At 71.0% G+C, this 23193-nt stretch carries 20 protein-coding genes and 1 pseudogene; 10 read left to right on the plus strand and 11 right to left on the minus strand.

The window, feature by feature from the left end:
- The first annotated feature begins 19 nt into the window (after positions 1-19).
- The 6 genes from IEX18_RS12250 to lexA are packed head-to-tail and all read left to right on the plus strand — an operon-like array spanning position 20 to position 4767.
- Positions 20-604, plus strand: a complete 585-nt coding sequence (locus tag IEX18_RS12250; RefSeq protein WP_188659044.1) for an anthranilate synthase component II — start codon at positions 20-22, stop codon at positions 602-604.
- Positions 601-1596: an anthranilate phosphoribosyltransferase gene (trpD, locus tag IEX18_RS12255; protein WP_188659045.1), complete on the plus strand. Its 996-nt coding sequence runs from the start codon at positions 601-603 to the stop codon at positions 1594-1596. The genes IEX18_RS12250 and trpD overlap by 4 nt, the downstream gene beginning before the upstream one ends.
- Positions 1593-2369, plus strand: a complete 777-nt coding sequence (trpC, locus tag IEX18_RS12260) for an indole-3-glycerol phosphate synthase TrpC (RefSeq protein ID WP_188659046.1) — start codon at positions 1593-1595, stop codon at positions 2367-2369. Before trpD ends, trpC begins: the two co-directional genes overlap by 4 nt.
- On the plus strand, positions 2366-2836 hold the full coding sequence (gene moaC, locus IEX18_RS12265) for a cyclic pyranopterin monophosphate synthase MoaC (RefSeq protein WP_188659047.1): 471 nt from the start codon (positions 2366-2368) through the stop codon (positions 2834-2836). Before trpC ends, moaC begins: the two co-directional genes overlap by 4 nt.
- 13 nt (positions 2837-2849) lie before the next feature.
- Entirely contained in the window at positions 2850-4028 is a 1179-nt protein-coding gene (locus IEX18_RS12270; protein WP_188659048.1) for a molybdopterin molybdotransferase MoeA, read from the plus strand.
- A 55-nt stretch (positions 4029-4083) separates the two neighbouring features.
- Positions 4084-4767: a transcriptional repressor LexA gene (gene lexA, locus IEX18_RS12275; protein WP_188659049.1), complete on the plus strand. Its 684-nt coding sequence runs from the start codon at positions 4084-4086 to the stop codon at positions 4765-4767.
- On the opposite strand, the pseudogene IEX18_RS12280 reads toward lexA, so the two are convergent.
- Positions 4760-6868, minus strand: a pseudogene (locus IEX18_RS12280) (ComEC/Rec2 family competence protein); the annotation flags it as partial. The gene lexA and the pseudogene IEX18_RS12280 overlap by 8 nt on opposite strands.
- 93 nt (positions 6869-6961) lie before the next feature.
- On the opposite strand from IEX18_RS12280, the gene gltX reads away from it, so the two are divergent.
- From gltX to IEX18_RS12295, 3 genes are read left to right on the plus strand one after another with little or no spacing between them, the layout of a single operon-like run.
- On the plus strand, positions 6962-8398 hold the full coding sequence (gene gltX / locus IEX18_RS12285; RefSeq protein ID WP_188659050.1) for a glutamate--tRNA ligase: 1437 nt from the start codon (positions 6962-6964) through the stop codon (positions 8396-8398).
- Between the two features lie 29 nt (positions 8399-8427).
- Positions 8428-9711 (plus strand): citrate synthase, encoded by a 1284-nt coding sequence (locus tag IEX18_RS12290; protein ID WP_188659051.1) that lies wholly within the window; start codon positions 8428-8430, stop codon positions 9709-9711.
- Between the two features lie 4 nt (positions 9712-9715).
- Positions 9716-9922, plus strand: a complete 207-nt coding sequence (locus IEX18_RS12295) for a hypothetical protein (protein WP_188659052.1) — start codon at positions 9716-9718, stop codon at positions 9920-9922.
- A 14-nt stretch (positions 9923-9936) separates the two neighbouring features.
- Here the strand turns inward: IEX18_RS12295 and IEX18_RS12300 are convergent, their stop codons facing one another.
- The 4 genes from IEX18_RS12300 to IEX18_RS12315 form a co-directional block, all read right to left on the minus strand.
- The gene (locus IEX18_RS12300) at positions 9937-11301 is read right to left on the minus strand and encodes a sensor histidine kinase (RefSeq protein WP_188659053.1); all 1365 of its coding nucleotides are present in this window, start codon (positions 11299-11301) and stop codon (positions 9937-9939) included.
- Positions 11298-12386 (minus strand): hypothetical protein, encoded by a 1089-nt coding sequence (locus IEX18_RS12305; RefSeq protein WP_188659054.1) that lies wholly within the window; start codon positions 12384-12386, stop codon positions 11298-11300. The genes IEX18_RS12300 and IEX18_RS12305 overlap by 4 nt, the downstream gene beginning before the upstream one ends.
- A gap of 38 nt (positions 12387-12424) precedes the next feature.
- Positions 12425-13606, minus strand: a complete 1182-nt coding sequence (locus IEX18_RS12310) for a hypothetical protein (protein ID WP_188659055.1) — start codon at positions 13604-13606, stop codon at positions 12425-12427.
- A gap of 96 nt (positions 13607-13702) precedes the next feature.
- A complete protein-coding gene (locus IEX18_RS12315) occupies positions 13703-13996 on the minus strand; it encodes an Hpt domain-containing protein (protein WP_188659056.1) in 294 nt (97 codons plus the stop codon).
- 128 nt (positions 13997-14124) lie between these two features.
- On the opposite strand from IEX18_RS12315, the gene IEX18_RS12320 reads away from it, so the two are divergent.
- The gene (locus IEX18_RS12320; RefSeq protein ID WP_188659057.1) at positions 14125-16614 is read left to right on the plus strand and encodes a coiled-coil domain-containing protein; all 2490 of its coding nucleotides are present in this window, start codon (positions 14125-14127) and stop codon (positions 16612-16614) included.
- 24 nt (positions 16615-16638) lie between these two features.
- Here IEX18_RS12320 and IEX18_RS12325 read toward each other — a convergent pair whose 3' ends face one another.
- From IEX18_RS12325 to IEX18_RS12350, 6 genes are read right to left on the minus strand one after another with little or no spacing between them, the layout of a single operon-like run.
- On the minus strand, positions 16639-16920 hold the full coding sequence (locus IEX18_RS12325; protein WP_188659058.1) for a DUF1467 family protein: 282 nt from the start codon (positions 16918-16920) through the stop codon (positions 16639-16641).
- Between the two features lie 19 nt (positions 16921-16939).
- Positions 16940-18577 carry a ribonuclease J gene (locus tag IEX18_RS12330; protein WP_188659059.1) on the minus strand — a complete coding sequence of 546 codons (1638 nt, stop codon included), beginning with the start codon at positions 18575-18577 and terminating at the stop codon, positions 16940-16942.
- 51 nt (positions 18578-18628) lie between these two features.
- Positions 18629-19420: a type III pantothenate kinase gene (locus tag IEX18_RS12335; RefSeq protein ID WP_188659060.1), complete on the minus strand. Its 792-nt coding sequence runs from the start codon at positions 19418-19420 to the stop codon at positions 18629-18631.
- Positions 19421-19423: 3 nt separating this feature from the next.
- On the minus strand, positions 19424-20128 hold the full coding sequence (locus IEX18_RS12340; RefSeq protein WP_188659061.1) for a biotin--[acetyl-CoA-carboxylase] ligase: 705 nt from the start codon (positions 20126-20128) through the stop codon (positions 19424-19426).
- Between the two features lie 20 nt (positions 20129-20148).
- Complete coding sequence (nuoN, locus tag IEX18_RS12345) at positions 20149-21612, minus strand: NADH-quinone oxidoreductase subunit NuoN (RefSeq protein ID WP_188659062.1); 1464 nt, start codon at positions 21610-21612, stop codon at positions 20149-20151.
- Complete coding sequence (locus tag IEX18_RS12350) at positions 21612-23192, minus strand: NADH-quinone oxidoreductase subunit M (RefSeq protein WP_188659063.1); 1581 nt, start codon at positions 23190-23192, stop codon at positions 21612-21614. Before IEX18_RS12350 ends, nuoN begins: the two co-directional genes overlap by 1 nt.
- Between the last annotated feature and the right edge of the window lies 1 nt (position 23193).

Here is a 23193-nt window from a genome sequence, read left to right on the forward strand (position 1 = left end):
GGCGTATATGGCATCCGACATGATCCTCGTCGTCGACAATTACGACAGCTTCACCTGGAACCTCGTCCACTACCTGCAGGAGCTGGGCGCGGCGGTGGAGGTGGTGCGCAACGATGCCATCTCGCCCGGCCAGGCGCTGTCCTCGGGCGCGGAAGCGTTCCTGATCTCGCCCGGCCCGTGCACGCCGAACGAGGCGGGAGTCAGCCTCGATCTCGTCGCCGCCTGTGCCGAAGCCGGACGGCCTCTGCTGGGCGTATGCCTGGGCCATCAGGCGATCGGCCAGCATTTCGGCGGCCGGGTGGAACGCGGCGGGCTGATGCACGGCAAGACCTCGCCGGTCCTGCACGACGGCACCGGCCTGTTCGAGGGCCTGCCCTCGCCCTTCATCGCGACGCGCTATCATTCGCTCATCGTCAACGCCGTGCCCGATGACCTGATCGTGAACGCGCGGGCGGAGGACGGCACGGTGATGGGCTTCCGCCATGCGACGCTGCCGATCCATGGCGTGCAGTTCCACCCGGAAAGCATCGCGACCGAGCATGGTCATGCGATGCTCGCCAATTTCCTGCGCAGCGCCGGGATCGCGACAAGGGCGATGGCGTGACCGTCCTCGCCCTGCTTCCCGATCCCGTCAGCCCCCTGTCGCGCGAGAGTGCGGCGGCGGCGTTTTCCGACATCCTCGACGGGCGCGCGAGCGAAGAGGCGATCGCGTCCTTCCTGATCGGCCTGACCGAGCGGGGCGAGACCTCGATCGAGATCGCCGAGGCGGCGCGGGCGCTGCGCGCGCGGCTGATCCCGATCAGCGCACCGCCCGGGGCGATCGACGTCTGCGGCACCGGCGGCGACGGGCACCACACGCTCAACGTCTCGACTGCCGTGTCGCTGGTGGTCGCGGCCGCGGGCGTGCCGGTCGCCAAGCACGGCAATCGCGCCGCCTCCTCCAAGGCGGGCGCGGCCGATACGCTGGAGGCGCTCGGGCTCGACATGGCGGCGGCCGGGGCGAGCGCCGAGGCGAGCCTTGCCGAACTCGGCATCTGCTTCCTGTTCGCGGCGAACCATCACCCCGCCATGGCGCGGATCACCCCGATCCGCCGCCGCATCGGCCGGCGCACGATCTTCAACCTGATGGGTCCGCTCGCCAATCCGGCGCATGTCGGCCGCCAGCTGATCGGCATCGCCCGGCCGGACTATGTGCCGGTCTATGCCGAGGCGCTGGCGCAGCTCGGCACGGAGGCGGCCTTCGTCGTCTCGGGCGCGGAGGGTCTGGACGAGATATCGGGCGCGGGACCGAGCGTCGTCACCTGCGTCGGCAGCGCGCAGCTGCCGCGCGAGGTCTCGCCGGAGGATGCCGGGCTGCCCCGCCATCCGGTCACCGCGATCCATGGCGGCGATCCCGCCTATAACGCGCTGGCCCTGCGTCGCCTGCTGCTGGGCGATCCGGGCCCCTATCGCGATGCGGTGCTGCTCAACGCCGCCGCCGCCTTCGTCCTCGCCGGCCGTGCCGCGCAGCTCGCAGAGGGCGTGTCGCTTGCCGCCGGATCGATCGACAGTGGAGCTGCCAACGACCTTCTCGACCGCTGGATCGCCTTTTCATGACGATGCTCGACACCATCATCGCCACGAAGCGCGAAGAGGTCGCCGCGCGCAAGGCGGCGACCTCTCAGGCCGAGCTCGCCGCGCGTGCCGCGGCGGCGAGCGCTCCCCGCGGCTTTCGCGCCGCGCTCGACTCGAAGCCCGGCCATGCGCTGATCGCGGAGGTGAAGAAGGCCAGCCCCTCCAAGGGGTTGATTCGGGCGGACTTCGACCCGCCGGCCCATGCCGCCGCCTATGAGCGCGGCGGGGCTGCGTGCCTGTCGGTGCTGACCGACGAGCGCTATTTCCAGGGTGCCGACGCCTATCTGGTGGCGGCGCGCGCGGCAGTGTCCATCCCCGTGCTGCGCAAGGATTTCACGGTCGATCCCTGGCAGGCGGTCGAGGCGCGCGCGTTGGGGGCGGACGCGATCCTGCTGATCGTCGCCGCGCTGGACGACGGCGCGCTGGCGGAGATCGAGGCGGCGGCGCTCGACCAGGGTCTCGACTGCCTGGTCGAGGTCCATGACGAGGCCGAGCTGGAGCGGGCCTTGCGCCTGAAGTCGCGGCTGATCGGCGTCAACAATCGCGACCTGCGCGATTTTTCGGTCGATCTCGGCCGATCGGCCCGGCTGCATGCGCTGGCGCCCAAGGGCTGCACCTTCGTGGCGGAGAGCGGGCTGGTCGATCGGGCCGATCTCGACGGGCTGGCCGCGCAGGGCATCCATTGCTTCCTGATCGGCGAGACGCTGATGCGACAGCCGGACATCGAGGCGGCGACGCGCGCGCTGGTCGGATGAGCGGCCTCACCCATCTCGATGCGAGCGGCGCGGCGCACATGGTCGACGTGTCGGACAAGCCGGATACGCGGCGCGTCGCGCGGGCCGGGGGCCGGATCACCATGTCGCGTGCCGCTCTGGCGCTGGTCCGCGATGCGACCGCGCACAAGGGCGACGTGCTCGCCGCCGCCCGGATCGCGGGGATCATGGCGGCCAAGCGTACGGCGGAACTGATCCCGCTCTGCCACCCGTTGCCGCTGTCCAAGGTGGCGATCGATCTGGAACTCGCGGACGACGGCGTCACTGTCGTCGCGACATGCTCCACAACCGGTCCGACGGGCGTGGAGATGGAGGCGCTGACCGCCGCCACCGTCGCGCTGCTGACCCTCTATGACATGGTCAAGGCCGCCGACAAGTCGATGACGATCGGCGAGGTGCGACTGCTGTCCAAAACCGGCGGCAAGTCCGGCGACTATACGGCCGCCTAGGAGCAGCGCGAGCATGGCCCTTCTCCCCGTAGCCGAGGCGCAGGCACGGCTGTTCGCCATGGCCCGCCCCGTCGCGGCGGAGACGGTGAGCCTGCACGCGGCGGCCGGGCGCTGGGCGGCGGCGGATGTGGTCGCGCGGCGCACCCAGCCGGCGACCGACCTGTCAGCGATGGACGGCTATGCGATCCGCCACGCGGACCTGCCGGGGCCTTGGACCGTGATCGGCGAGAGCGCGGCGGGGCGCCCCTTTCCGGGCAGCGTCGGTGTCGGACAGGCGACCCGAATCTTCACCGGCGCAGCGGTGCCGGCGGGTGCGGATGCGGTGCTGGTGCAGGAAGAGGCGGCGCGCGACGGCGATCGCCTGTCGCTGGCCGGCGAAGGACCGGGCCATGTCGGGCGCAACATCCGGCGGCGCGGGCTTGATTTCTCGACGGGCGACCGGCTGGTCGCGGCAGGCGAGCGGCTGACGCCCGCCCGGATCGCGGTCGCGGCGACCGGGGGGCTTGCGACGGTGCCGGCGCGGCGGCGCGTCCGGGTGGCGATCGCCGCGACCGGCGACGAGCTCGTCCCGCCCGGCCATGCCGATCCGACGGACCTGCCCGAATCCAACGGCGTGATGCTGGCGACCATGCTCGCCGGCTGGCCGGTCGAGCTGATCGACCTCGGCATCCTGCCCGACCGGCTCGATGTGCTGCGCGAGGCCTTTGCCGGCGTGGCGGCCGATCTCATCGTGACCACCGGCGGCGCGTCGGTGGGCGACCACGACCTCGTCCGCCCGGCGCTGGAAGCGGCGGGAGGCGTGATCGACTTCTGGCGGATCGCGCTGCGGCCCGGCAAGCCGATGATGGCGGGCCGCCTCGGCGAGGCGATGGTGCTCGGGCTGCCCGGCAATCCCGTCTCCGCCTTCGTCACCGCGACGCTGTTCGTGCTGCCATTGGTCGCACGACTGGCCGGCGCGGCGGAGCCGCTGCCGCCGGCGACCCGCGCTCTGCTGGGCGAGGACCTGCCCGCCAATGGCAACCGTACCGACTATCTGCGTGCCGAGATCCGTGATGGCGAGGCGTTCGCGTCCACGATCCAGGACAGCTCGATGCTGCTGACGCTCGCGCGGTCGTCGTGCCTGATCGTGCGCCCCGCCGGCGCGCCGGCCGCGCGGCGCGGCGAATCGGCGGAAATCCTGATGATCGCTTGACGCAAGCGCGATCGTTCCATATCGGTTCCTCGTCTGTTCCCGACGGAGGTCCGGCATGCTCACCCGCAAGCAGCACGAACTGGTCTGCTTCATCAACGATCGTTTGAAGGAGACCGGCGTCTCTCCCTCCTTTGAGGAGATGAAGGACGCGCTCGACCTGAAGTCCAAGTCGGGCGTGCACCGCCTGATCTCGGCGCTCGAGGAGCGCGAGTTCATCCGCCGCCTGCCCAACCGGGCACGCGCGCTCGAAGTGCTGCGCATGCCCGACCGGCCCGAGAAGGCCGAGAAGAAGGCGCGTGGGCGGACCGCTGCTGCTGCCCCGGCCGCCGCGCCGGCGACGCGGACGCCCGCCAACGACGTGGTCGAGATCCCGCTGCACGGCCGCATCGCCGCCGGTGTTCCGATCGAGGCGTTCGAGGGATCGACCATGCTCCCCGTTCCGGCCGCCCTGCTGGGACAGGGCGACCATTATGCGCTGGAGGTCGCCGGCGACTCGATGGTCGAAGCGGGCATTCTCGACGGTGACTATGCGCTGATCCGGCGTACCGAGGTGGCGCGTGACGGCGAGATCGTCGTGGCGCTGATCGACGAGGCGGAGGCGACGCTCAAATATTTCCGGCGCGAGGGGACGATGGTGCGGCTCGACCCCGCCAACCGGACCTATGACCCGCAGCGCTATACGCCCCAGCAGGTACGCATCCAGGGCAAGCTGTCGGGACTGCTTCGGCGCTACGACTGAAGGCCGGCGCGGGCAGACGCGGCGGATCGACCCAGGGATGGTCGTCGCCGCGCTGCCGGGTCGTCACGATCCGACCGCTGGCGAAGCTGATCGCGACGCCGCCGGTTTGGGCGAGCGTGTCGCGGTCGAGCCTGAGCCAGCGCGGGCGGCAGCTTCGCGGCAGTCGCCGTTCGCTGACCACCACGTCGGCACCGCGACAGGCGGTGGCGAGCCGGTCGGCCGGCACCGGATAGGCGCTGCGGGTCAGCACGACGCGCCAGCGCCGGTCGCCGCGGACGACTGTGGCGACGCAGAGATCGGCGGAGCAGCGCGCGTCGCCGGCATCGTCCAGCAGCGAGGCGTCGAGGACGCCGCCATTGGTGGCGAGAACGTCGCGCATATAGTCGCCGACCCGCTCGCGCAGCAGGGCAACGCGCCCGTCGACGAGGCGCAGCGCGGCGTGCCGGCCGTCGGCGGTCACGAGCAGGTCCGGCGGCGGCGACAGCGTCGTCCACAGCAGGCCCGCGATCAGCGGCAGCGCGCCCCATTGTCGCAGCGTCGTGCGCCAGAGCGCGATCCACAGACCGCCGACGACCATCAGCGCGAAGGCGCCGTCGGGCATGACCGGCCAGGACGAGACCGCGCCCGGGGCCGACGCCACGAGGCGGGCGATCCGGAGCAGCGCCTGCAGCCCGACATTGGTCAGCCACCAGACCGGCGCGCCGGCGCCGATCGCATCGAGCAGGAGCGCCAGCGCCTCCAGCGGCATGATGACGAAGGTGGTGAGCGGGATCGCCACGATATTGGCGACCGCACCGTAGAGCCCGGCGCGATGGAAATGATAGACCGCGATCGGCATCAGCGCCGCCTCGACGATCACGCCGGTCGCCAGCAGCAGCACGGTGCCGCGCGCCAGGCTGCGCCATCGCGGCTCCTCGCGGGCCTCGCCGAAGCGGCGCATCGCGGGATGCTCGTGCAGCGCGACGATCGCGGTGATCGCCGCGAAGGAAAGCTGGAAGCTGGGGCCGGCCAGCGCCTCGGGCCAGAAGGCGAGCACCACCAGCGCGCCGCCGGCGACGAGCCGCAGCGTCATCGCCTCGCGCCCCAGCGCGAGGGCGACCAGGATCAGGAGCGAGGCGACGCAGGAGCGGATCGTCGGCACCTCCGCCCCGGTGAGCAGCGTATAGCCGATCGCCGCGCAGGCCCCCGCCCCCGCCGCGACGAGCGGCAGCCGGACCCTGAGGGCGAGGGCCGGCACGAGCGCGAGGAGCCGGAGTACCACGGCCATGGTCGCGCCCACCGCGGCGGTGATGTGGAGCCCGCTGACGGAGAGCAGATGCGCCAGCCCCGCCGCGCGCATCGCATCGGAATCCGCCTGTTCGATCCCGCCCATGTCCCCCGTCGCCAACGCCGCCGCCACGCCGCCGGCGCTGCCCGGTAGGCGAGCCAGGATATGGGCGGTGAGTGCGGCACGCAGCCCGGGCTCCGCCCGACCCGCGTCGAGCACGGTCACCGGGGCGAAGCCACGCCCCGTCGCGCCGATGCCGGTGAACCAGGCGGTCTGCGCATAGTCATAGGCGCCCGGCACCGCCGCGCCCGGCGGCGGCATCAGCCGGGCGCCGAGCCGCAACCGTCCGCCCTCGCCTACATGCGGCATGTCTTCCGCGCGAAGGTTGACGCGGATCGCCTGCGGCAAGGGCCAGCGGCGTCCCGCTGTATCGATCCCGGCGCTGCGGGGCGCGAGCGTCAGGCGGACGAGCCCGCGGGCGACGAGCGGCTCGATCCGCAGCACCTCGCCGTCGAGGCGCACCACCGCCGGCCGCGCTAGGACTGACGCCCCCACCCGCTCGGCGCGCCAGGCGATCAGGCCGAGACCGGCCGCGACGCCGAGCATGCCGAGTGCGATCGCGGCCGCGGCCCGCCCCCCGCGCGAGGCGGCGGCGGCCAGCCCCGCCATCGCCAGAGCGGCGAACCCGCAGGCCGTCCAGCTCCGCGCCCGCGGCAGCGCGAACCAGAGGACGATGCCCGCGCCGATCGCGACCGGCAGCCAGAGCGGCAGCTGATCGCGCTCCGCCTCCAGCCAGCGCTCGACGGCGCCGTGCAGCCGATCGAGCCATGTCATTTGTCGCCCCATCGGGTGCGTGCTAGGGGCGCTCGCGGCTGTCTCGGCCATCGATCATCCAGTCAATCACCCTCGTCTTGGGAGCAGCTGCGCGTGAGCGCAACACACGATCAGAGCGGCATCGCCGCACCCGCGCAGAGTGCTGAAGGCAGCGCCGTCGTCACCCGTTTCGCGCCGTCGCCGACCGGCTTCCTCCATCTGGGTGGCGCGCGCACGGCGCTGTTCAACTGGCTGTTCGCGCGCCATCATGGCGGCCGGTTCCTGCTGCGCATCGAGGATACCGATCGCGCGCGCTCGACCCAGCCCGCGGTCGACGCGATCCTGAACGGCATGCGCTGGCTGGGTCTCGACTGGGACGGCGAGGCGGTGTTCCAGTTCGCGCGCAGTGCCCGGCATGCCGAGATCGCACAGGCGATGGTCGCGAACGGCCATGCCTATCGCTGCTACATGACCGCGGAGGAGATCGCCGCGCAGCGCGAGGCGGCGCAGGCGGCCAAGCAGCCGCTGCGCGTCCGCTCGCCCTGGCGAGACGCCGATCCGGCTACCGCCCCCGCCGACCGGCCCTTCGTCGTGCGCCTGCGCGCGCCGCAGGAGGGCGCGACCACGATCGAGGATCGGGTTCAGGGCAGCGTGACGGTGCAGAATGCCGAGCTCGACGATCTCGTGCTGCTCCGCTCGGACGGGACGCCGACCTATATGCTCGCGGTGGTAATCGACGACCACGACATGGGCGTGACGCATGTCATTCGCGGCGACGATCACCTCAACAACGCGTTTCGCCAGCTGCCGATCTACCGGGCCAATGGCTGGCCGGAACCGGTCTATGCCCATATCCCGCTGATCCACGGATCCGACGGCGCCAAACTGTCCAAGCGTCACGGCGCAGTGGGCATCGAGGCCTATCGCGACGAACTCGGCATCCTGCCCGAGGCGCTCGACAATTATCTGCTGCGGCTCGGCTGGGGACATGGCGACGAGGAGAAGATCAGCCGCGAGCAGGCGGTCGCCTGGTTCGACCTGGCGGCCGTCGGCAAGAGCCCGTCGCGCTTCGATCTGAAGAAGCTCGAGAACCTCAACGGCAAATATATCCGCGAGGCCGACGATGCGCGTCTCGCCCGACTGGTCGGCGCGCGGATCGGTGCCACGGACACGGACCTGCTGACGCGGGCGATGCCGGCGCTGAAGGAGCGCGCCGCCAATCTGAACGAGCTGGCGGACGGTGCCCGCTTCCTGTTCGCGCAGCGGCCGCTGCCGGTGGCGGAGGACGCCGCCGCGCTCCTGACCGAGGATGGCCGGGCGACCCTGTCGGCGACCCATGCAGCGCTTGACGCGGTGCACAACTGGGATACGGAGGCTTTGGAAGCCGCGGTACGGCGCGTGGCCGAGGAGCGGGGCTTGAAGCTCGGCCAGGTCGCGCAGCCGCTGCGGGTCGCCCTTACCGGACGGCGGACGTCGCCCGGAATCTTTGACGTCCTCGCCCTTCTAGGGCGCGCGGAAAGTCTGGGCCGGATCGCCGACCAGACGGCCTGAGGGACGCCCATCAACGGAAGGATGCTGGAATGACCGACCCCGCAACGCTCGCCCTCGACGGCAAGGGTTTTGAATATCCGGTCATGTCGGGCACGATCGGCCCGGACGTTATCGACATCCGCAAGCTCTATGCGCAGACCGGTGACTTCACCTACGATCCCGGTTTCACCTCGACCGCCTCGTGCCGGTCGGCGCTGACCTATATCGACGGCGACGAGGGCGTATTGCTGCATCGCGGCTATGCGATCGGCGAATTGGCCGAGCAGTCGAGCTTCATGGAGGTCGCCTATCTGCTGCTGCGCGGCGAGCTGCCGACCGCGGACGAGCTGAAGACCTTCTCGACGACGATCACCCGCCACACCATGGTGCACGAGCAGCTCGCCGCCTTCTTCCGCGGCTTCCGGCGCGACGCGCATCCCATGGCGATCATGTGCGGCGTGGTGGGCGCGCTGTCCGCCTTCTACCACGACTCGACGGATATCCACGATCCGGTCCAGCGGACGATCGCCAGCCACCGGCTGATCGCCAAGATCCCGACGATCGCGGCGATGGCGTACAAGTACAGCGTCGGCCAGCCCTTCCTCTATCCCGACAATTCGCTGAGCTATACCGGCAACTTCCTACGCATGACCTTCGGCGTGCCGGCCGAGCCCTATGAGGTGAATCCGGCGGTCGAGAAGGCGATGGACCGGATCTTCATCCTCCACGCCGATCACGAGCAGAATGCCTCGACCTCGACGGTGCGGCTCGCCGGCTCGTCGGGTGCCAACCCCTTCGCCTGCATCGCGGCGGGCATCGCCTGTCTGTGGGGTCCGGCGCATGGCGGCGCCAACGAGGCGGCGCTCAACATGCTGCGCGAGATCGGCACGCCCGAGCGGATCCCGGAGTATATCGCCCGCGCCAAGGACAAGAACGATCCGTTCCGCCTGATGGGCTTCGGCCATCGCGTCTACAAGAACTACGACCCGCGCGCGACGGTGATGCAGAAGACGGTGCGCGAGGTGTTCGACGCGCTGAAGGTCAACGACCCGCTGTTCGAGACTGCGCTGCGCCTCGAGGAGATCGCGCTGAACGACGAGTATTTCGTCGAGAAGAAGCTGTTCCCGAACGTCGATTTCTACTCCGGCGTGATCCTGTCGGCGATCGGCTTCCCGACCAGCATGTTCACGGTGCTGTTCGCGCTCGCGCGGACCGTAGGCTGGGTCGCGCAGTGGAACGAGATGATCACCGATCCCGACCAGAAGATCGGCCGTCCGCGCCAGCTCTATACCGGGCCGACGCAGCGCCCCTATGTCCCGGTCGGGCAGCGCTGAGCCGATGCGCCGGCTGAGGCCGATCCTGATCGCGGTGGGCGTGCTGATGGCGCTGACCGGCGGGCTGTGGATCGGCCAGGGCCTGGGCTATGTCCAATGGCCGCGGTCGAGCTTCATGCTCGGCCGTGGCGAATGGGCCGATTACGGCGCCGCGCTCGCCGTCGCCGGACTCCTTCTCGTTCTGGTCGGTCGCCGCCTGCCGCGGCGCTGACGGCACCCGTGCCGTCAGGCCACGGGCATCACGCCCGTAGGCAGGGTCAGCGTGAACCGCGCGCCTTCGCCCGGAGCGCTGGCGACGGTCAGGTCGCCGCCCATTGCCCGCGCCAGCCGCCGGGCGATGAACAGGCCAAGGCCGTTGCCGCCCGCCTCGCTCGGATCGACCCGCTCGAACTTGTTGAAGATGCGCTCCTGATCCTGGGGCGCGATCCCCTTGCCATGATCGGTCACGGTCAGCCGCGCCAGCGGGCCCGTGATTCCCACATCGAGCGCGACCGCGCCGCCATTGGGCGTGTAGCGGACGGCATTGCCGATCAGGTTGACGAGGATCTGAAGGACACGGCGCGCATCGCCCACCGCCGGCGCGCGCTCGTCCGCGGCCGGCTTCAGGATGATGACGCCGGCATGGTCGGCCCGTACCGACAGCAGGGCGGCGGCGCGGCGGGCGCTCTCCGCCAGGTCGATCGGCACGCGCGCGGGGGCGAAATCCGGACGCTCGATCGCCTGGAGATCGACGAGGTCGTCGACGAGCGCCATCAGATGGCGACCGGCGCTGGCGATGTCGGCGGCATAGTCGACATAGTCGGCGGCGACCGGCCCCTCGGCCGCGGCGCCGATCGCGTCCGCGTCGGCGATGATGCGCGACAGCGGGGCGCGCAGCGCGCGGTCGAGCCCGGTGGTGAAGACGCTCGACAGCGGGTCGGCGGCCGGTGGCGCGGCAATGTCGGCGAACAACGCGGCGCCGGCCAGCCCGCCGAAATCGCCCCGTGCATCCGGCCGGATGGCGGCGGACAGGCTGACCGCCTGGCCGGTCTGGCGGATCGTGGCCGGCTGGTCGCGGAAAGGCCGGCGACGGGCGAGCGCATCGAGGATCGGCATCGCTCCGCCGGCACCCTCGTCGAAGCCGAACAGCGCCGTGAGCGGGCGGCCGAGCAGGCTCATGGGATCGAAGCCGGCGATCCGCGCCCCGGGACCAGCCGCGACATGGGTCAGCCGCAGGGCCGCGTCGGTCTCCCAATCGATCCCGCCCTCGAGCAGCGGCGGCAATGTGCCGCGGGTCGGCCGCCAGGCGGCGCGCTCCTGCCAGCCGCTCGCGGCAAGGCGGATGCGCTCGCCTTCGGGCTGCGCCTGCACCCAGAGCTCCAGGTCATTCTCATCGTCGGCAACGGTGACCCGCCGGCAGACGAGGATGCCCAGCCGCCGGGCGAGCCATGCAGCGGCGGCCAGTTGCGGAACGGCGAAGCGCTCGCCGATCTCGCCGCCGGCGCGAGCGTTGAGTGACTCGATTGCCGGGTCTGCGGACAGCAGTACCCCCTCCGCATCGACCACGGCATGCGCGACGGCACCCCCCGTCTCGGAGCCGGGGACGTTCATGGCAGGGGACGATCGAAGGCGCGCATCGCCGCGAGGAAACGCGGATCGAGTGTCAGCGGCTCCAAGGCCGCGATCGCGGCGTCCGGCGGGACGTCGACGATGGCGTCAAGATCGTCGGCGAAGCGCTCGACGTCACGGCGAGGATCGGCCTCGGCGAGTGCGAGGCCGATGCGGGCGATGGCGCCGCGGTCGAGCCGCAGCGCGCGCAGGGCGAGCCACAGACGCTCGCCGTCCGGCTCGAGCGTGAGCGCGCGCGCCTCGTCGAAGGGAAGATGCAGGGTGTGCGACAGGATGGCGATGAAGACGCCGAGCCGGCGGTCGCCCATCGCCTCGACGAGCAGGCTGGCGATCTCCGCCGGGCGCGGATCGATCGCCGCGACGAGGCGGAGCGCCAGCGCGTCGGAGCGCTCGCCATCCTCATGCGCGCCGAGGCTACGGGTCGCAGCCTCCGCCAGGGCGCGGTCGCGCGCCGGGTCGTGCGCCTCGCCCCGCATCGCTGCCGCCACCCACCAGACCAGGCGGGCGTAGAGATCGGCCGGCAGTTCGGCGCCGTCCGCCTCGCTCCGCTCGAACTGGTCGCGGCGCCGGCTCTCGGCGGCGAGAAGCACGGCGGCGGTACGCGCCACCGGCGCGTCGGGCGCGAGCGAGAGGCGGACGAGGAGGCTGGGCTCGTCCGGTCCGCCGGGCGACGGCGGCAGCGCGGAGGCGACGATGTCCTGCCGGATTCGCGCGACCAGCTCGGCCACCAGCGCCGGATCGCGGAGCAGCCCGGCGGCAGCGAGGCGGCCGGGCACGGCCTCGGCGGGCCGCAGCAGATGTTCGGCCCGCGCCGCGGTCATCTGGTCGGCGAGAAGCCGCAGCGTGTGGCGGCGGAGCGACGCCTCGATCCCGGTCACCAGGGCGCGGCTCTGGTTCGTCAAGCCGGCGCGGATGCGATCATCGAGCCGGTCGGCATCGTGCAGGGCGAGGTCGGCCAGGGCGGCGGCGTGGGCCTCGCGCGCGCGACGATCGGCGCCGGCGACCCGTGCCGCCAGCGCCTCGGGAGCCCAACCTCCCAGATCGTCCCAAAGCTGTTGCGCCGCCATGATCGTTTCGGCCTATTCGTCCTGTAGTTAAGGCCGCCCTAAGCCTCGCGCTCCGCCTCTTGCCGCAACGACTCGATCGCCGCGGCCAAGGTGCTGCCGGCATACAGCATCGCCGCGACGATACCCCAATCGGCATGATCCGCGAGCGTGAACAGCGTCAGGATCAGCAGCAAGGCGGGCGGGGTCGCCCACCAGCCGCGGCGATGCGAGCGCCGGCTCGCCCGCAGGGTCAGCGCGGCGACGAACGCCAGCGTCACGGCGAAGGGCCACAGGCCGCCGGCCGCGCCGGTCGCGACGAGTGCGCCGAGCGACAGCACCGGCACGACGGCGGTGGCACCGGCCTGCACCCGCTCCAGCCGCTCCTCGTCGCGCAGGCGCGACAGCAGCGCGCCGACCGCGAGCACCAGGCAGCCGAACAGGGTCAGCGAGGTGCCGATCCGGGGCGTGCCGAGCAGGGTCGCGAGGGCGCCGCCGAGCCCGGCAAAGGCGCCGAGCCCGGCGACCGCGATGGTCGCGATGCCGCGCGCGACGATCGGTGGGATGGCGAGGCGGGCGAGCGGCGCGACGACGGCGGTGTGGAACCAGTTGCGGCGGTCCGCGACCATCGCCGCCAGGACGGCGCGACCGCGTGCCGCCATGCCGTCGCTCGAATGTTCGATGCCGTGGCCGTCGCCGAGCGCGCTGGCGGGCAGCGGCACATGCTCCGCCCTCGCCTGTTCGGCGAGGCGCAGCGTCGTCGACTGGAGGTCGTAGTCGCGCGGCAGCGCCGCCACCTCCGCGATCCGTCGCGGATCGAGGCGCGCCAGCCCGGCCCAGGCCATGCGCCCGCCGAGCCGCTCATATTCCGGCGGCGCGTCGGTCTCGGGCAGGACCAGCAGCACGTCGGCCGGTTCATGGGCCATTGCATCGACGATGTCCTGCGTGGTGATCAGACCATCGGCGAGCATCAGCACGCGCGAGAGGGGGTGCAGCTTCTCCGACGCCTCCGCGGCCGACCGCACGGCGTCGACCGCGACCCCGCGCCGCCCGATGCGCCCCAGCGCGCCGAGCAACTCGGGCGTCAGGCGGCCCACCGAGACGATGAGCTGCGCCGCCCCCGCCGCGATCAGGAGCCGGGCCTGATATTCGATCAGCGTCACCCCGCCGAACGGCAGGGTCGCGGTCAGCTGACCCGGTCGATCGAGCGCTTCATGATCGGCGAAGAGGAGCCCTGCGAGCATCGTCGATGCTGGTAGGGAGGAAATCCGGCGAGGACAACGCCTGCCGCCCGGCCTTTTCCGGCCCGGCGGCGGGATCGTGGCGCGATTTGCCGACGATCAGAGGCGGGCGACAGCGCGGCGGAGCTTGGCGAGCATCTGCTGGTCGCCCGGCCGCCCCTCGACCGCCTCGGCGGCCTGCGCCATCAGCCGCACCGCGCCGAAGCTGGCCGCCAGTCCGCGCAGCCGCGCCGCGGCGGTGCGCCAGGTCTCGAGATCCTCGGCCTTGTCCATCGCCGCGAGCGCCTTTTCGGCGCTGGAGACGAAGGCCATCCGCAGTTCCACGATCAGCGCGGGATCATCGCCCACCGTCGCCGCCAGGGTCGCATCGATTGCACCGGGATCATAAGCCATGGCCGAAGGAATAGGGTCGCAGTGGTTAAGAGAAGGTTAGCATCGATCACGCCATCAACCCGTCGCACGGGGATTTGCGTGGCGGCGAAAGCTGATACTGTGCGCGCCATGACTGGGGGTATGCGATAATGGGCGCACGGATCGACGCGCATGATGATCTGTGGCCCCGGGGCGACTTGCACGCCGCGGACGACGACGTGCTGGACCTGGTCGACGCACAACCGCTGGACCGTCCGGGCGATTTCGGCTGGACTGCGCCGCTCGCCGCGCTGCTGCTGTCGGGTCTGTGGATCGGCGGCATGCTGTGGCTCGCCCTGCCCGCCTTGCCCGCGTTGCCGCCGGTCGAGCTGGCGCAGTTCATCGCCGCGCTGGCAGTGGTGCCGGCGCTGATCGGCATCGTGTGGCTGCTCGCCCGTCGCACGAGCCGCGCCGAGGCGCGCCGCTTCGGCGCGTCGGCCCAGGCGATGCGGACCGAGGCCGCCGCGCTGGAGCGGCGGGTCGCATCGCTGTCGCGCACCCTCGCCTCGCATCGCGAGCAGCTCGTCGTCCAGCTCGACGCCGGCGCCGCGGCGAGCGGCCGGCTGGAAGCGATTGGCATGACGATGGCCGACCGGATCGCCGAGGCGCAGAGCCAGGCCGCCAGCCTGGCGGAGGCGGCGGACCGTGCGCGCGGGACGGTGGGCGAGCTGATCGCCGCGATGCCACGCGCGCGCGCGGAGAGCGAGGAGGTCGGCCGCCGGCTCGACCAGGCCGGACTGACCGCGGCCGCCCAGGCGGCGGCGCTCGAGGCGCAACTGCTCGCGCTGGGCGAGCGCGCCCGCGAGGCCGACGAGACGGCGCTGGCGAGCGCCACGCGGCTGGCAGAGGAGATCGCGCGGATCGATGCGGCGGCCCTCGACGGCAGCGCGAAGCTCGAGCGGACGGTCGCCGAGGCGGCGGGCGCGATCCGCCTTCACTCCGATGCCGCCGCGCGTCTGCTCGACGAGCAGGTCGGTCGTCTGGGCGATGCCGGAACCGGCGCCAGCGTGCGGCTCGGCGAGACGATCGAAGGGATGAGCGCGGCGCTCGACGTCTTCGTCCGGTCGGCGGCGGATCGGCTCGGCGAGCATGTCGAGCGGCTCGACGCGGCGGGCCAGGGCGCGGGCGGCCGGCTCGCGCGGGTCGCGGGGGAGCTCGCGGAGACGATCGAGGCGCTGGTCGGTCGCAGCGAGCGCGCGACCGAGGACGCCCGCCACCGCGCCGAGGAACGCGCCGAGGCGCTTGTCGGCGCGATCACCGAACATCAGGCGACGCTGGACGCGGGTGCGACCGCCAGCGTCGATGCGTTGGCGGCACGGCTGCGCGATGTCGACCTGTCGATCGCACGGCTGGCCGAGCGGCTGGACGGACAGCGCGGCGCGGCGGATCATCTGGTCGGCGACCTGACCCGCGGCCTCGACGACGTAACGCGGCAGCTCGACTCGCTCCATGCGCAGGGCGTCGAGCGCTCGCAGCTGCTCGCCGCCTCGATCAGCGCACTGGGCGGATCGGCCGACGCCATGACCGAGGCGCTGCGGGCCGGCGACGCGATGGCGCAGCGGACGATGGGATCGACCGAGGCGCTGCTGGTCGCGCTCGACGCGGCCGCCCGCGAGATCGACGATACCCTGCCCGAAGCGCTCGATCGTCTCGACGCCCGTATCGGCGCGAGCCGCGGTGTGGTGGCGCAAGCCAAGCCCGAGCTTCTCGCCCTGGTCACCGCCGCCGAGAGCACGCACGACGCCATCGAGGCGATTGCCGGGGTGGTCGCCGAGCAGCGGCGCAGCCTCGACCAGCTGTCGGCGACCCTGCTCGAGACGCTGACCCAGGGGCGCGCCAAGGCCGATGCCCTGGGCGAGATGGTCGACGACACGATCGGCCGCAGCCACCGCTTCGCCGACGAGGCGGCGCCGCGCCTGCTCGATGCGCTGCTCCGGGTCCGCGAGACCGCGCAGACCGCGGCGGATCGCGCGCGCGATGCGCTGGCGACCGTCATCCCGGAAGCGGCGAGCGCGCTGGAGCAGGCGAGCGCGGAGGCGATGCGCCGCGCGGCGGGCGACACCGTGCAGCGGCAGGTCGACGCGATCGGCGATGCCGCCGAGGGTGCGGTCGCGGCGGCGACGCGGGCGACCGAACGACTGGCGGCACAGGTCCACCAGATCGCCGAGCAGACGGCGCTGGTCGAGACCCGGCTCGAAGAGGCGAAATCAGAGCGCGAGTCGGCCGATCGCGATTCGCTCGCGCGGCGGGTATCGCTGCTGATCGAGGCGCTCAACTCCGCCTCGATCGACATCGCGCGGGCCTTCGCCCCCGACATCGCCGACAGCGCCTGGGCGGCCTACCTCAAGGGCGATCGCGGCGTGTTCACGCGCCGGGCGGTCCGCCTGCTGGATGGTGGCGACGCGCGGGAGATCGCGCGCCTCTATGACGGCGATGCCCGCTTCCGCGAGCATGTAAACCGCTACATCCACGATTTCGAAGGCATGTTGCGCGCAATCCTGTCGCAACGCGACGGCCAGCCGCTCAGCGTGACCCTGTTGTCCTCGGACATGGGCAAGCTCTACGTCGCGCTGGCGCAGGCGATCGAGCGGCTGCGGTAGGGCGCATGGCGCAGCCCCCGCGGCTCACCGCGTCTCCATGTTCATCCGGTCGAAGAAGTCGACGTCGCCGGGCGTGATCCAGCCATAGCGATAGTTGAGCTGGAACAGCACGAACAGGATCGTGGCGACGATCGTGACGCGCAAGGCGATGCGGCCGGCGCGAAATTCGTGCGGGGCGCTCTCGGCTTGGCCCGGCACCCGGGCGGCACCCACCTCGTCGCTGGTGCGCACCCCGAAGGGGAGCACCAGGAACACCGAGAACGCCCAGAACAGGACGTAGATGGCGAGGGCCGAGGTCCAGCGCATCGGTGCGACGCCCCCTGGCTCAGGCCTCGATCAGCAGGACGTCGACGACCGGCTTCTTGCCCGTCCAGCGCGTCGCGACCTTGCGGACCGCGAGGCGCAGATCCTCGCGCAGGCGATCCCTCGGGCGACCCCGCCCGGCCTTGACCGCGGCAAAGGCGGCATCGACCGCGTCGCCGAGGAACGCGTCGCGTTCGTCCTCGACAGGAACGCCCTGCACGCGCACCTGAGGCTGGCCGATCACCCGCCCCTCGCGTACCGCGACGGCGACCGAGATCTGGCCGTTGAGCGCCAGCTTGCGCCGCTCGTTGATGGTCGATCCATCCGCCGGCAGGATGACGTCGCCGTCGAGCACAAGCCGCCCAACCGGCGCGTTGCCGATCTTCTTCGGAGCGCCGGGACGCAGGCGGACGATCTGGCCGTCCGACTGGACGATCGACTGCGGCACGCCCTCCGCCAACGCGAACCGGGCGTGCTCCATCATGTGGCGCATCTCGCCATGGACCGGCACCAGCGTTTCCGGACGCAGCCATTTGTAGAGGCTCGCCAGCTCCGGGCGGCCGGGATGGCCGGACACATGGACATGCGCCTGCCGCTCGGTGACCATCTCCACCCCCTTGGCGGCGAGCAGATTCTGGATGCGGCCGATCGCCACCTCGTTGCCGGGGATCTGCTTCGAGGAGAAGATCACCATGTCGCCCGCGTCCAGCGCGATGCTGTGGCTGCCCTCGGCCACACGCGACAGCGCGGCGCGCGGCTCGCCCTGGCCGCCGGTGGCGACGATCAGGACCTTGTTCCTGGGCAGGCGCATCGCCGTTTCGGGATCCACCGTCTCCGGGAAGTCCTGAAGATAGCCGGCGGCGCGCGCGACCTTGAGGATCCGGTCGAGAGAGCGCCCGGTGACGCAGAGCTTTCGCCCCGTCTCGCGCGCCACCTGGCCGAGCGTGTGCAGGCGCGCCGCGTTCGAGGCGAAGGTGGTCACGAGGACGCGGCCCTTGGCCCGCGCGATCGTCTCGGCGAGGCCCTTCCGCACGCTCGCCTCGGACCCGGACGCATCCGTGTTGAAGACGTTGGTGGAGTCGCAGACCAGCACGTCGATCCCGGCATCGCCGATCGCGCGCAGATCCGCCTCGTCGGCGGGCTTGCCGATCACGGGCGTGGGATCGAGCTTCCAGTCGCCCGAATGGAAGACGCGCCCGTGCGGCGTCTCGATCAGCAGCGCGGACGCCTCGGGGATCGAATGCGACATCGGCACGAAGGTGACGCCAAACGGCCCGACGTTAAACCGCTCGCCCTGCGGGATCACGCGCAGCTTGACCCGGTCGGCGATGCCCTCCTCATCGAGCTTGCCGCGCATCAGCCCGGCCGTGAACGGCGTGGCGTAGAGCGGCACGCCGAGATCCTCGGCCAGGTAGGGCAGCGCGCCGATATGGTCCTCATGCCCATGGGTCAGGACGATGCCGGCGAGCGCGTCCTGACGCTCCTCGATGAATTGGAGGTCGGGTAGGATCACGTCGATGCCCGGATAGGCCGGATCGGCGAAGGTGATGCCGCAGTCGACCATCATCCACTGGCCGGCCGTTCCATAGAGGTTGACGTTCATGCCGATCTCTCCCGAGCCGCCAAGGGCGCAGAAGAGGAGTTCGTTCTTGGGAGTCATTCAAAGCTTTCATTGTGGGTGCGCCGCATGGTGGCCCCGGCGCGGGCTGGTTCAGGCGATATGGGCCCTTTGCCACATCATCGCCAGTCCCTGGATGGTCAGGTCGGGCTCGATATGATCGAACACCGCTGTATGTTGCTCGAACAGCGTGGCGAGCCCGCCGGTGGCGATCACGCGGACCGGCCGGCCGACTTCGGCCTTGAGGCGCTGCACCAGCCCCTCGATCATGGCGATATAGCCCCAGTAGATGCCGATATGCATCTGGTCGACCGTATTGCGGCCGATCACGCTGGCGATCGCCGGCGCCTCGATCGCGATGCGGGGCAGCTTGGCGGCGGCGGTGACGAGCGCGTCGAGCGACAGATTGATACCGGGCGCGATGATCCCGCCCTTATAGGCGCCGGTATAGTCGCTGACGTCGAAGGTGGTGGCGGTGCCGAAGTCGATCACGATCAGGTCGCCGGGGTGCAGGGCATGCGCCGCGATCGTGTTCACCGCCCGGTCGGCGCCGAGCGACGCCGGCTCGTCGATATCGAGGGCAATGCCCCAATCCAGCGGCTCGCGGCCGGCGATCAGCGCCTCGGTGCCGAAATATTTGCTGGCGAGCACCTGAAGATTGTGGAGCGCGCGGGGCACGACCGTGGCGATCACCACCGCCTCGACCACCCCGCGATCGAAGCCGGCGAGCGCGAGCAGTTGGCTGAGCCAGACCGCATATTCGTCCGCGGTGCGGCGCGGATCGGTGGCGATGCGCCAGCGCCCACGGATCTGCCGCTCGCCGGCGGCCGTATCCACCAGCGCGAAGACGACATTGGTATTTCCCGCATCGATCGCGAGCAGCATGGATCAGGTTCCCCGGATCAGGAAGACATCGCCCGCGTGGATGACACGCCGCCCCCCGCCCGCCAAGCGCAGGGTGAGCGCGCCGTCGGGATCGAGGCCATCGAACAGCCCTTCGACGAGACTGCCGTCGGGTGCACGGAGCGACAGCGGCGTGCCGATCGGATGGGCGTCGGCCAGCCAGCGCGCGCGGATTTTGGCCAGCCCCTCGCCCCGCCAGCGGGCGAGCCAGCGCGCGAAGCCTTCGCGCAGGACGTCGAACACCAGTGTCGCATCGCAGGCTTCGCCGCGATCGGCGAGACTGGTCGTCGGGCGATCGGAAAGGTCGGGATGATGCGCAATGTTGACGCCGATGCCGACCACGACGGCGTCGTCGGCGCGCTCGAGCAGGATGCCGGCGAGCTTCGCCCCGTCCGCGAGCAGGTCGTTGGGCCATTTGAGCCGGGTCGCGCCCGGCAGGAAGACCGACACCGCCTCCTGCACCGCGATGCCGGCAACCAGCGCCAGCGTGGGCGCGGGCGGATCGCTGCGGCGCAGGCGCACCAGCGTGCTCGCGTAAAGGTTGCCGGTGGGCGACACCCAGTCGCGACCGTGACGGCCGCGCCCTGCGGTCTGGCGTTCGGCCCGCAGCCAGCTGCCCTCCGCCGCACCGTGCCGCGCCGCGTCGAGAAGGTCGGCGTTGGTCGAACCCGTTTCCGCGACCGTCCGCACGGCCGCGGGCAGCGCCTCGCTCAGAACAGCGCCTGCGCGGCGGTGAGGCTCCAGGCCGCGAGTGCCGGGATGGTGAGGTAGCCGAGCGGCGAGACGATCACCGCCGCGACCGCGATCAGGCCACCCTCGACCACGCCATTGCCCTCGCGGGTATATTCCGGCGCCGGATCGTCGAAGTACATCGTCTTGACGACCCGCAGATAATAATAGGCGCCGATGACCGAGGCCGCGATGCCGACCGCGGCCAGCGGGAAGAGCCCGGCCCGGACCGCGGCATCGAAGACGGCGAACTTCGCATAGAAGCCGAAGAGCGGCGGGATGCCGGCGAGCGAGAACATGAACATCGCCATCGCGGCGGCCAGGCCCGGCCGCGATCGCGACAGGCCCGACAGGCTGGCGATCGTCTCGACCTGCCGGCCCTGGGCGTCGCGCATCCGCAGCACGACGAGGAAGCAGCCCAGCGTCATCGCGACGTAGATCGCCATATAGGTCAGGACGCCCGCGACTCCCTCGCGCGTGCCGGCGGCGAGGCCGATCAGCGCAAAGCCGACATTGTTGATCGACGAATATGCGAGCAGCCGCTTGACGTTGGTCTGGCCGATCGCCCCGACGGCGCCGAGGACGATCGAGGCGAGCGCCGCGAAGATCACGATCTGGCGCCACTCGAAGATGGCGGGACCCATCGCCTCGACCGCGACGCGCACGGCGAGACCCATCGCCGCCACCTTCGGCGCGGAGGCGAAGAAGGCGGTGACCGGTGTCGGCGCGCCCTCATAGACGTCCGGCGTCCACATATGGAACGGAACGGCCGAGATCTTGAACGCGAGACCGGCGAAGACGAAGACCAGGCCGAAGACGAGGCCCAGCGACCGGGTCGAGGCCGACGCCTCCGCGGCATAGGCCTGGGCGATGCCGTCGAACAGGGTCGTGCCGGAAAAGCCGTAGACCAGGCTGACGCCGTAGAGCAGGATGCCGCTCGCGAGCGCACCGAGCACGAAATACTTCAGCCCTGCCTCGGCCGAGCGAAGGTCGCGCCGCACGAAGCTGGCCAGAACATAGGCCGCGAGGCTCTGCAGTTCGAGGCCGATATAGAGGGTGAGCAGGTCGCCCGCCGACACCATCATGCCCATGCCGCAGGCCGACAGCAGCATGAGGACGGGATATTCGGGCCGCAGGTCGTCGCCGGCACTGCGCTCGAAGAAGCCGGGCGCGAGGATGATCGACACGGCGGTCGCGACGTAGATCAGCACTTTGGCGAACCCGGCGAACGCATCGGCATGGTAGAGCCCGCCGAACGCGACCGCTCCGCCGCTGGCCGGACCGAACAGCGCGATACCGGCGCCGGCGAGGATCGCGACCGATACCCAGGAGACGGCGCGGGTCGCGCCCGGGCCGCCCCAGGCGGAGACCATCATCAGAAGCACCGCGCCGACACCGAGCACCAGCTCGGGCAAGGTCATGGCGAGGTTGGCGGCGTAATCCATCAGTGCGCCTCCCCGGGCGTCGTCTCGTGTCCGGCGGCGGCAGCGCCGTGCTCCCCGCCATGCTCGCGCTGCGACGCGGCGGCGGCAGCGGGGTTGCCCGGCGTCGGGTTGGAATCGCTGGCCGGAGCCGCACGGTCGATGCGCTGGAGCAGAAGCGCCACGTCATTGCGCATCGGTGCCATGAAGCTCTCGGGATAGACCCCCATCCACAGCACCACGGCCGCGATCGGGGCGAGCAGCCACAGTTCGCGCGAGGACAGGTCCGGCATCGCGCGCACCTCGTCCGACTTGATCTCGCCATAGGCGACGCGCGCATAGAGGTAGAGCATATAGGCCGCGCCGAGGATGATGCCGGTCGTGCAGAGCAGCGCCGTCCAGGTCGACACCTGATAGGTCCCCATCAGGCTCAGGAACTCCGCGACGAAGCCGCTGGTCCCCGGCAGGCCAATCGAGGCCATGGTGAAGAACAGGAAGAACACGGCATATTTCGGCATGTTGATCGACAGGCCGCCATAACGCGCGATCTCGCGGGTGTGCAGCCGGTCGTAGATCACGCCGACGCACAGGAACAGCGCGCCCGACACCAGGCCGTGGCTGAGCATCATGATCATCGCGCCCTCGATCCCCTGCCGGTTGAAGGCGAACAGGCCGATGGTGACGATCGCCATATGCGCGACGGACGAATAGGCGATCAGCTTCTTCATATCCGCCTGCACCAGCGCGACGAGGCTGGTGTAGATCACCGCGATCGCCGACAGGGCGAAGATCAGCCAGGTCAGCTGGGCCGAGGCTTCGGGGAACATCGGCAGGCTGAAGCGCAGAAAGCCGTAACCGCCGAGCTTGAGCAGCACGCCCGCCAGGATCACCGAGCCCGCGGTCGGCGCCTGGACGTGCGCGTCGGGCAGCCAGGTATGGACCGGCCACATCGGCATCTTCACCGCGAAGGACGCGAAGAAGGCGAGCCACAGCCAGGTCTGCACATGCGCCGGGAAGTCGTGCGCCTGCAGGTCCGGGATGTACGAGCTGCCGGTCGTCTGGACCATGTACAGCATCGCCACCAGCATCAGGAGCGAGCCGAGCAGCGTGTAGAGGAAGAATTTGTACGAGGCGTAGATCCGGTTCACCCCGCCCCAGATGCCGATGATCAGGTACATCGGGATCAGGCCGGCCTCGAAGAACAGGTAGAAGAGGAACAGGTCCTGCGCCGCGAAGGTACCGATCATCAGCACCTCGGTCAGCAGGAAGGCCGCCATATATTCCGGCACCCGCTTCTCGATCGCGCGCCAGCTCGCCCCGATGCAGATCGGCATCAGGAACACGCTGAGCATGATCAGCAGCAAGGCGAAGCCGTCGATGCCGAGGCTCCAGGCGAAGAAGCCGAGCCGCGGCCCCGCCTCGACGAACTGCCATTGCGCGCCGCCGACGTCGAAGCCGGTCCAGAGCAGGATGCCGAGCGCGAGATCGACCAGCGTCGCGGCCAGCGCGGTGACCCGCGCCGCCGATGGCGACAGGAACAGGCACGCGACCGCGGCGAGCGCCGGCACCGCGAGCATGACCGACAGGATGGGAAAGCCGTCCATC

Source organism: Sphingomonas metalli (genome assembly GCF_014641735.1).
GTDB lineage: Bacteria > Pseudomonadota > Alphaproteobacteria > Sphingomonadales > Sphingomonadaceae > Sphingomonas > Sphingomonas metalli.

Excerpts from the sequence above, each read along its gene's own strand:
- IEX18_RS12270 (WP_188659048.1), top strand. The coding sequence starts at position 2,850 with ATGGCCCTTCTCCCCGTAGCCGAGGCGCAGGCACGGCTGTTCGCCATG.
- IEX18_RS12335 (WP_188659060.1), bottom strand. The coding sequence starts at position 19,420 with ATGCTGCTCGCGATCGATGCGGGAAATACCAATGTCGTCTTCGCGCTG.
- IEX18_RS12310 (WP_188659055.1), bottom strand. The coding sequence starts at position 13,606 with ATGCTCGCAGGGCTCCTCTTCGCCGATCATGAAGCGCTCGATCGACCG.
- nuoN (WP_188659062.1), bottom strand. The coding sequence starts at position 21,612 with ATGGATTACGCCGCCAACCTCGCCATGACCTTGCCCGAGCTGGTGCTC.
- IEX18_RS12300 (WP_188659053.1), bottom strand. The coding sequence starts at position 11,301 with ATGAACGTCCCCGGCTCCGAGACGGGGGGTGCCGTCGCGCATGCCGTG.
- moaC (WP_188659047.1), top strand. The coding sequence starts at position 2,366 with ATGAGCGGCCTCACCCATCTCGATGCGAGCGGCGCGGCGCACATGGTC.
- IEX18_RS12290 (WP_188659051.1), top strand. The coding sequence starts at position 8,428 with ATGACCGACCCCGCAACGCTCGCCCTCGACGGCAAGGGTTTTGAATAT.
- IEX18_RS12305 (WP_188659054.1), bottom strand. The coding sequence starts at position 12,386 with ATGGCGGCGCAACAGCTTTGGGACGATCTGGGAGGTTGGGCTCCCGAG.
- IEX18_RS12320 (WP_188659057.1), top strand. The coding sequence starts at position 14,125 with ATGGGCGCACGGATCGACGCGCATGATGATCTGTGGCCCCGGGGCGAC.
- IEX18_RS12295 (WP_188659052.1), top strand. The coding sequence starts at position 9,716 with ATGCGCCGGCTGAGGCCGATCCTGATCGCGGTGGGCGTGCTGATGGCG.
- IEX18_RS12325 (WP_188659058.1), bottom strand. The coding sequence starts at position 16,920 with ATGCGCTGGACCTCGGCCCTCGCCATCTACGTCCTGTTCTGGGCGTTC.
- trpC (WP_188659046.1), top strand. The coding sequence starts at position 1,593 with ATGACGATGCTCGACACCATCATCGCCACGAAGCGCGAAGAGGTCGCC.
- IEX18_RS12250 (WP_188659044.1), top strand. The coding sequence starts at position 20 with ATGATCCTCGTCGTCGACAATTACGACAGCTTCACCTGGAACCTCGTC.
- IEX18_RS12315 (WP_188659056.1), bottom strand. The coding sequence starts at position 13,996 with ATGGCTTATGATCCCGGTGCAATCGATGCGACCCTGGCGGCGACGGTG.
- lexA (WP_188659049.1), top strand. The coding sequence starts at position 4,084 with ATGCTCACCCGCAAGCAGCACGAACTGGTCTGCTTCATCAACGATCGT.
- IEX18_RS12330 (WP_188659059.1), bottom strand. The coding sequence starts at position 18,577 with ATGACTCCCAAGAACGAACTCCTCTTCTGCGCCCTTGGCGGCTCGGGA.
- IEX18_RS12350 (WP_188659063.1), bottom strand. The coding sequence starts at position 23,192 with ATGGACGGCTTTCCCATCCTGTCGGTCATGCTCGCGGTGCCGGCGCTC.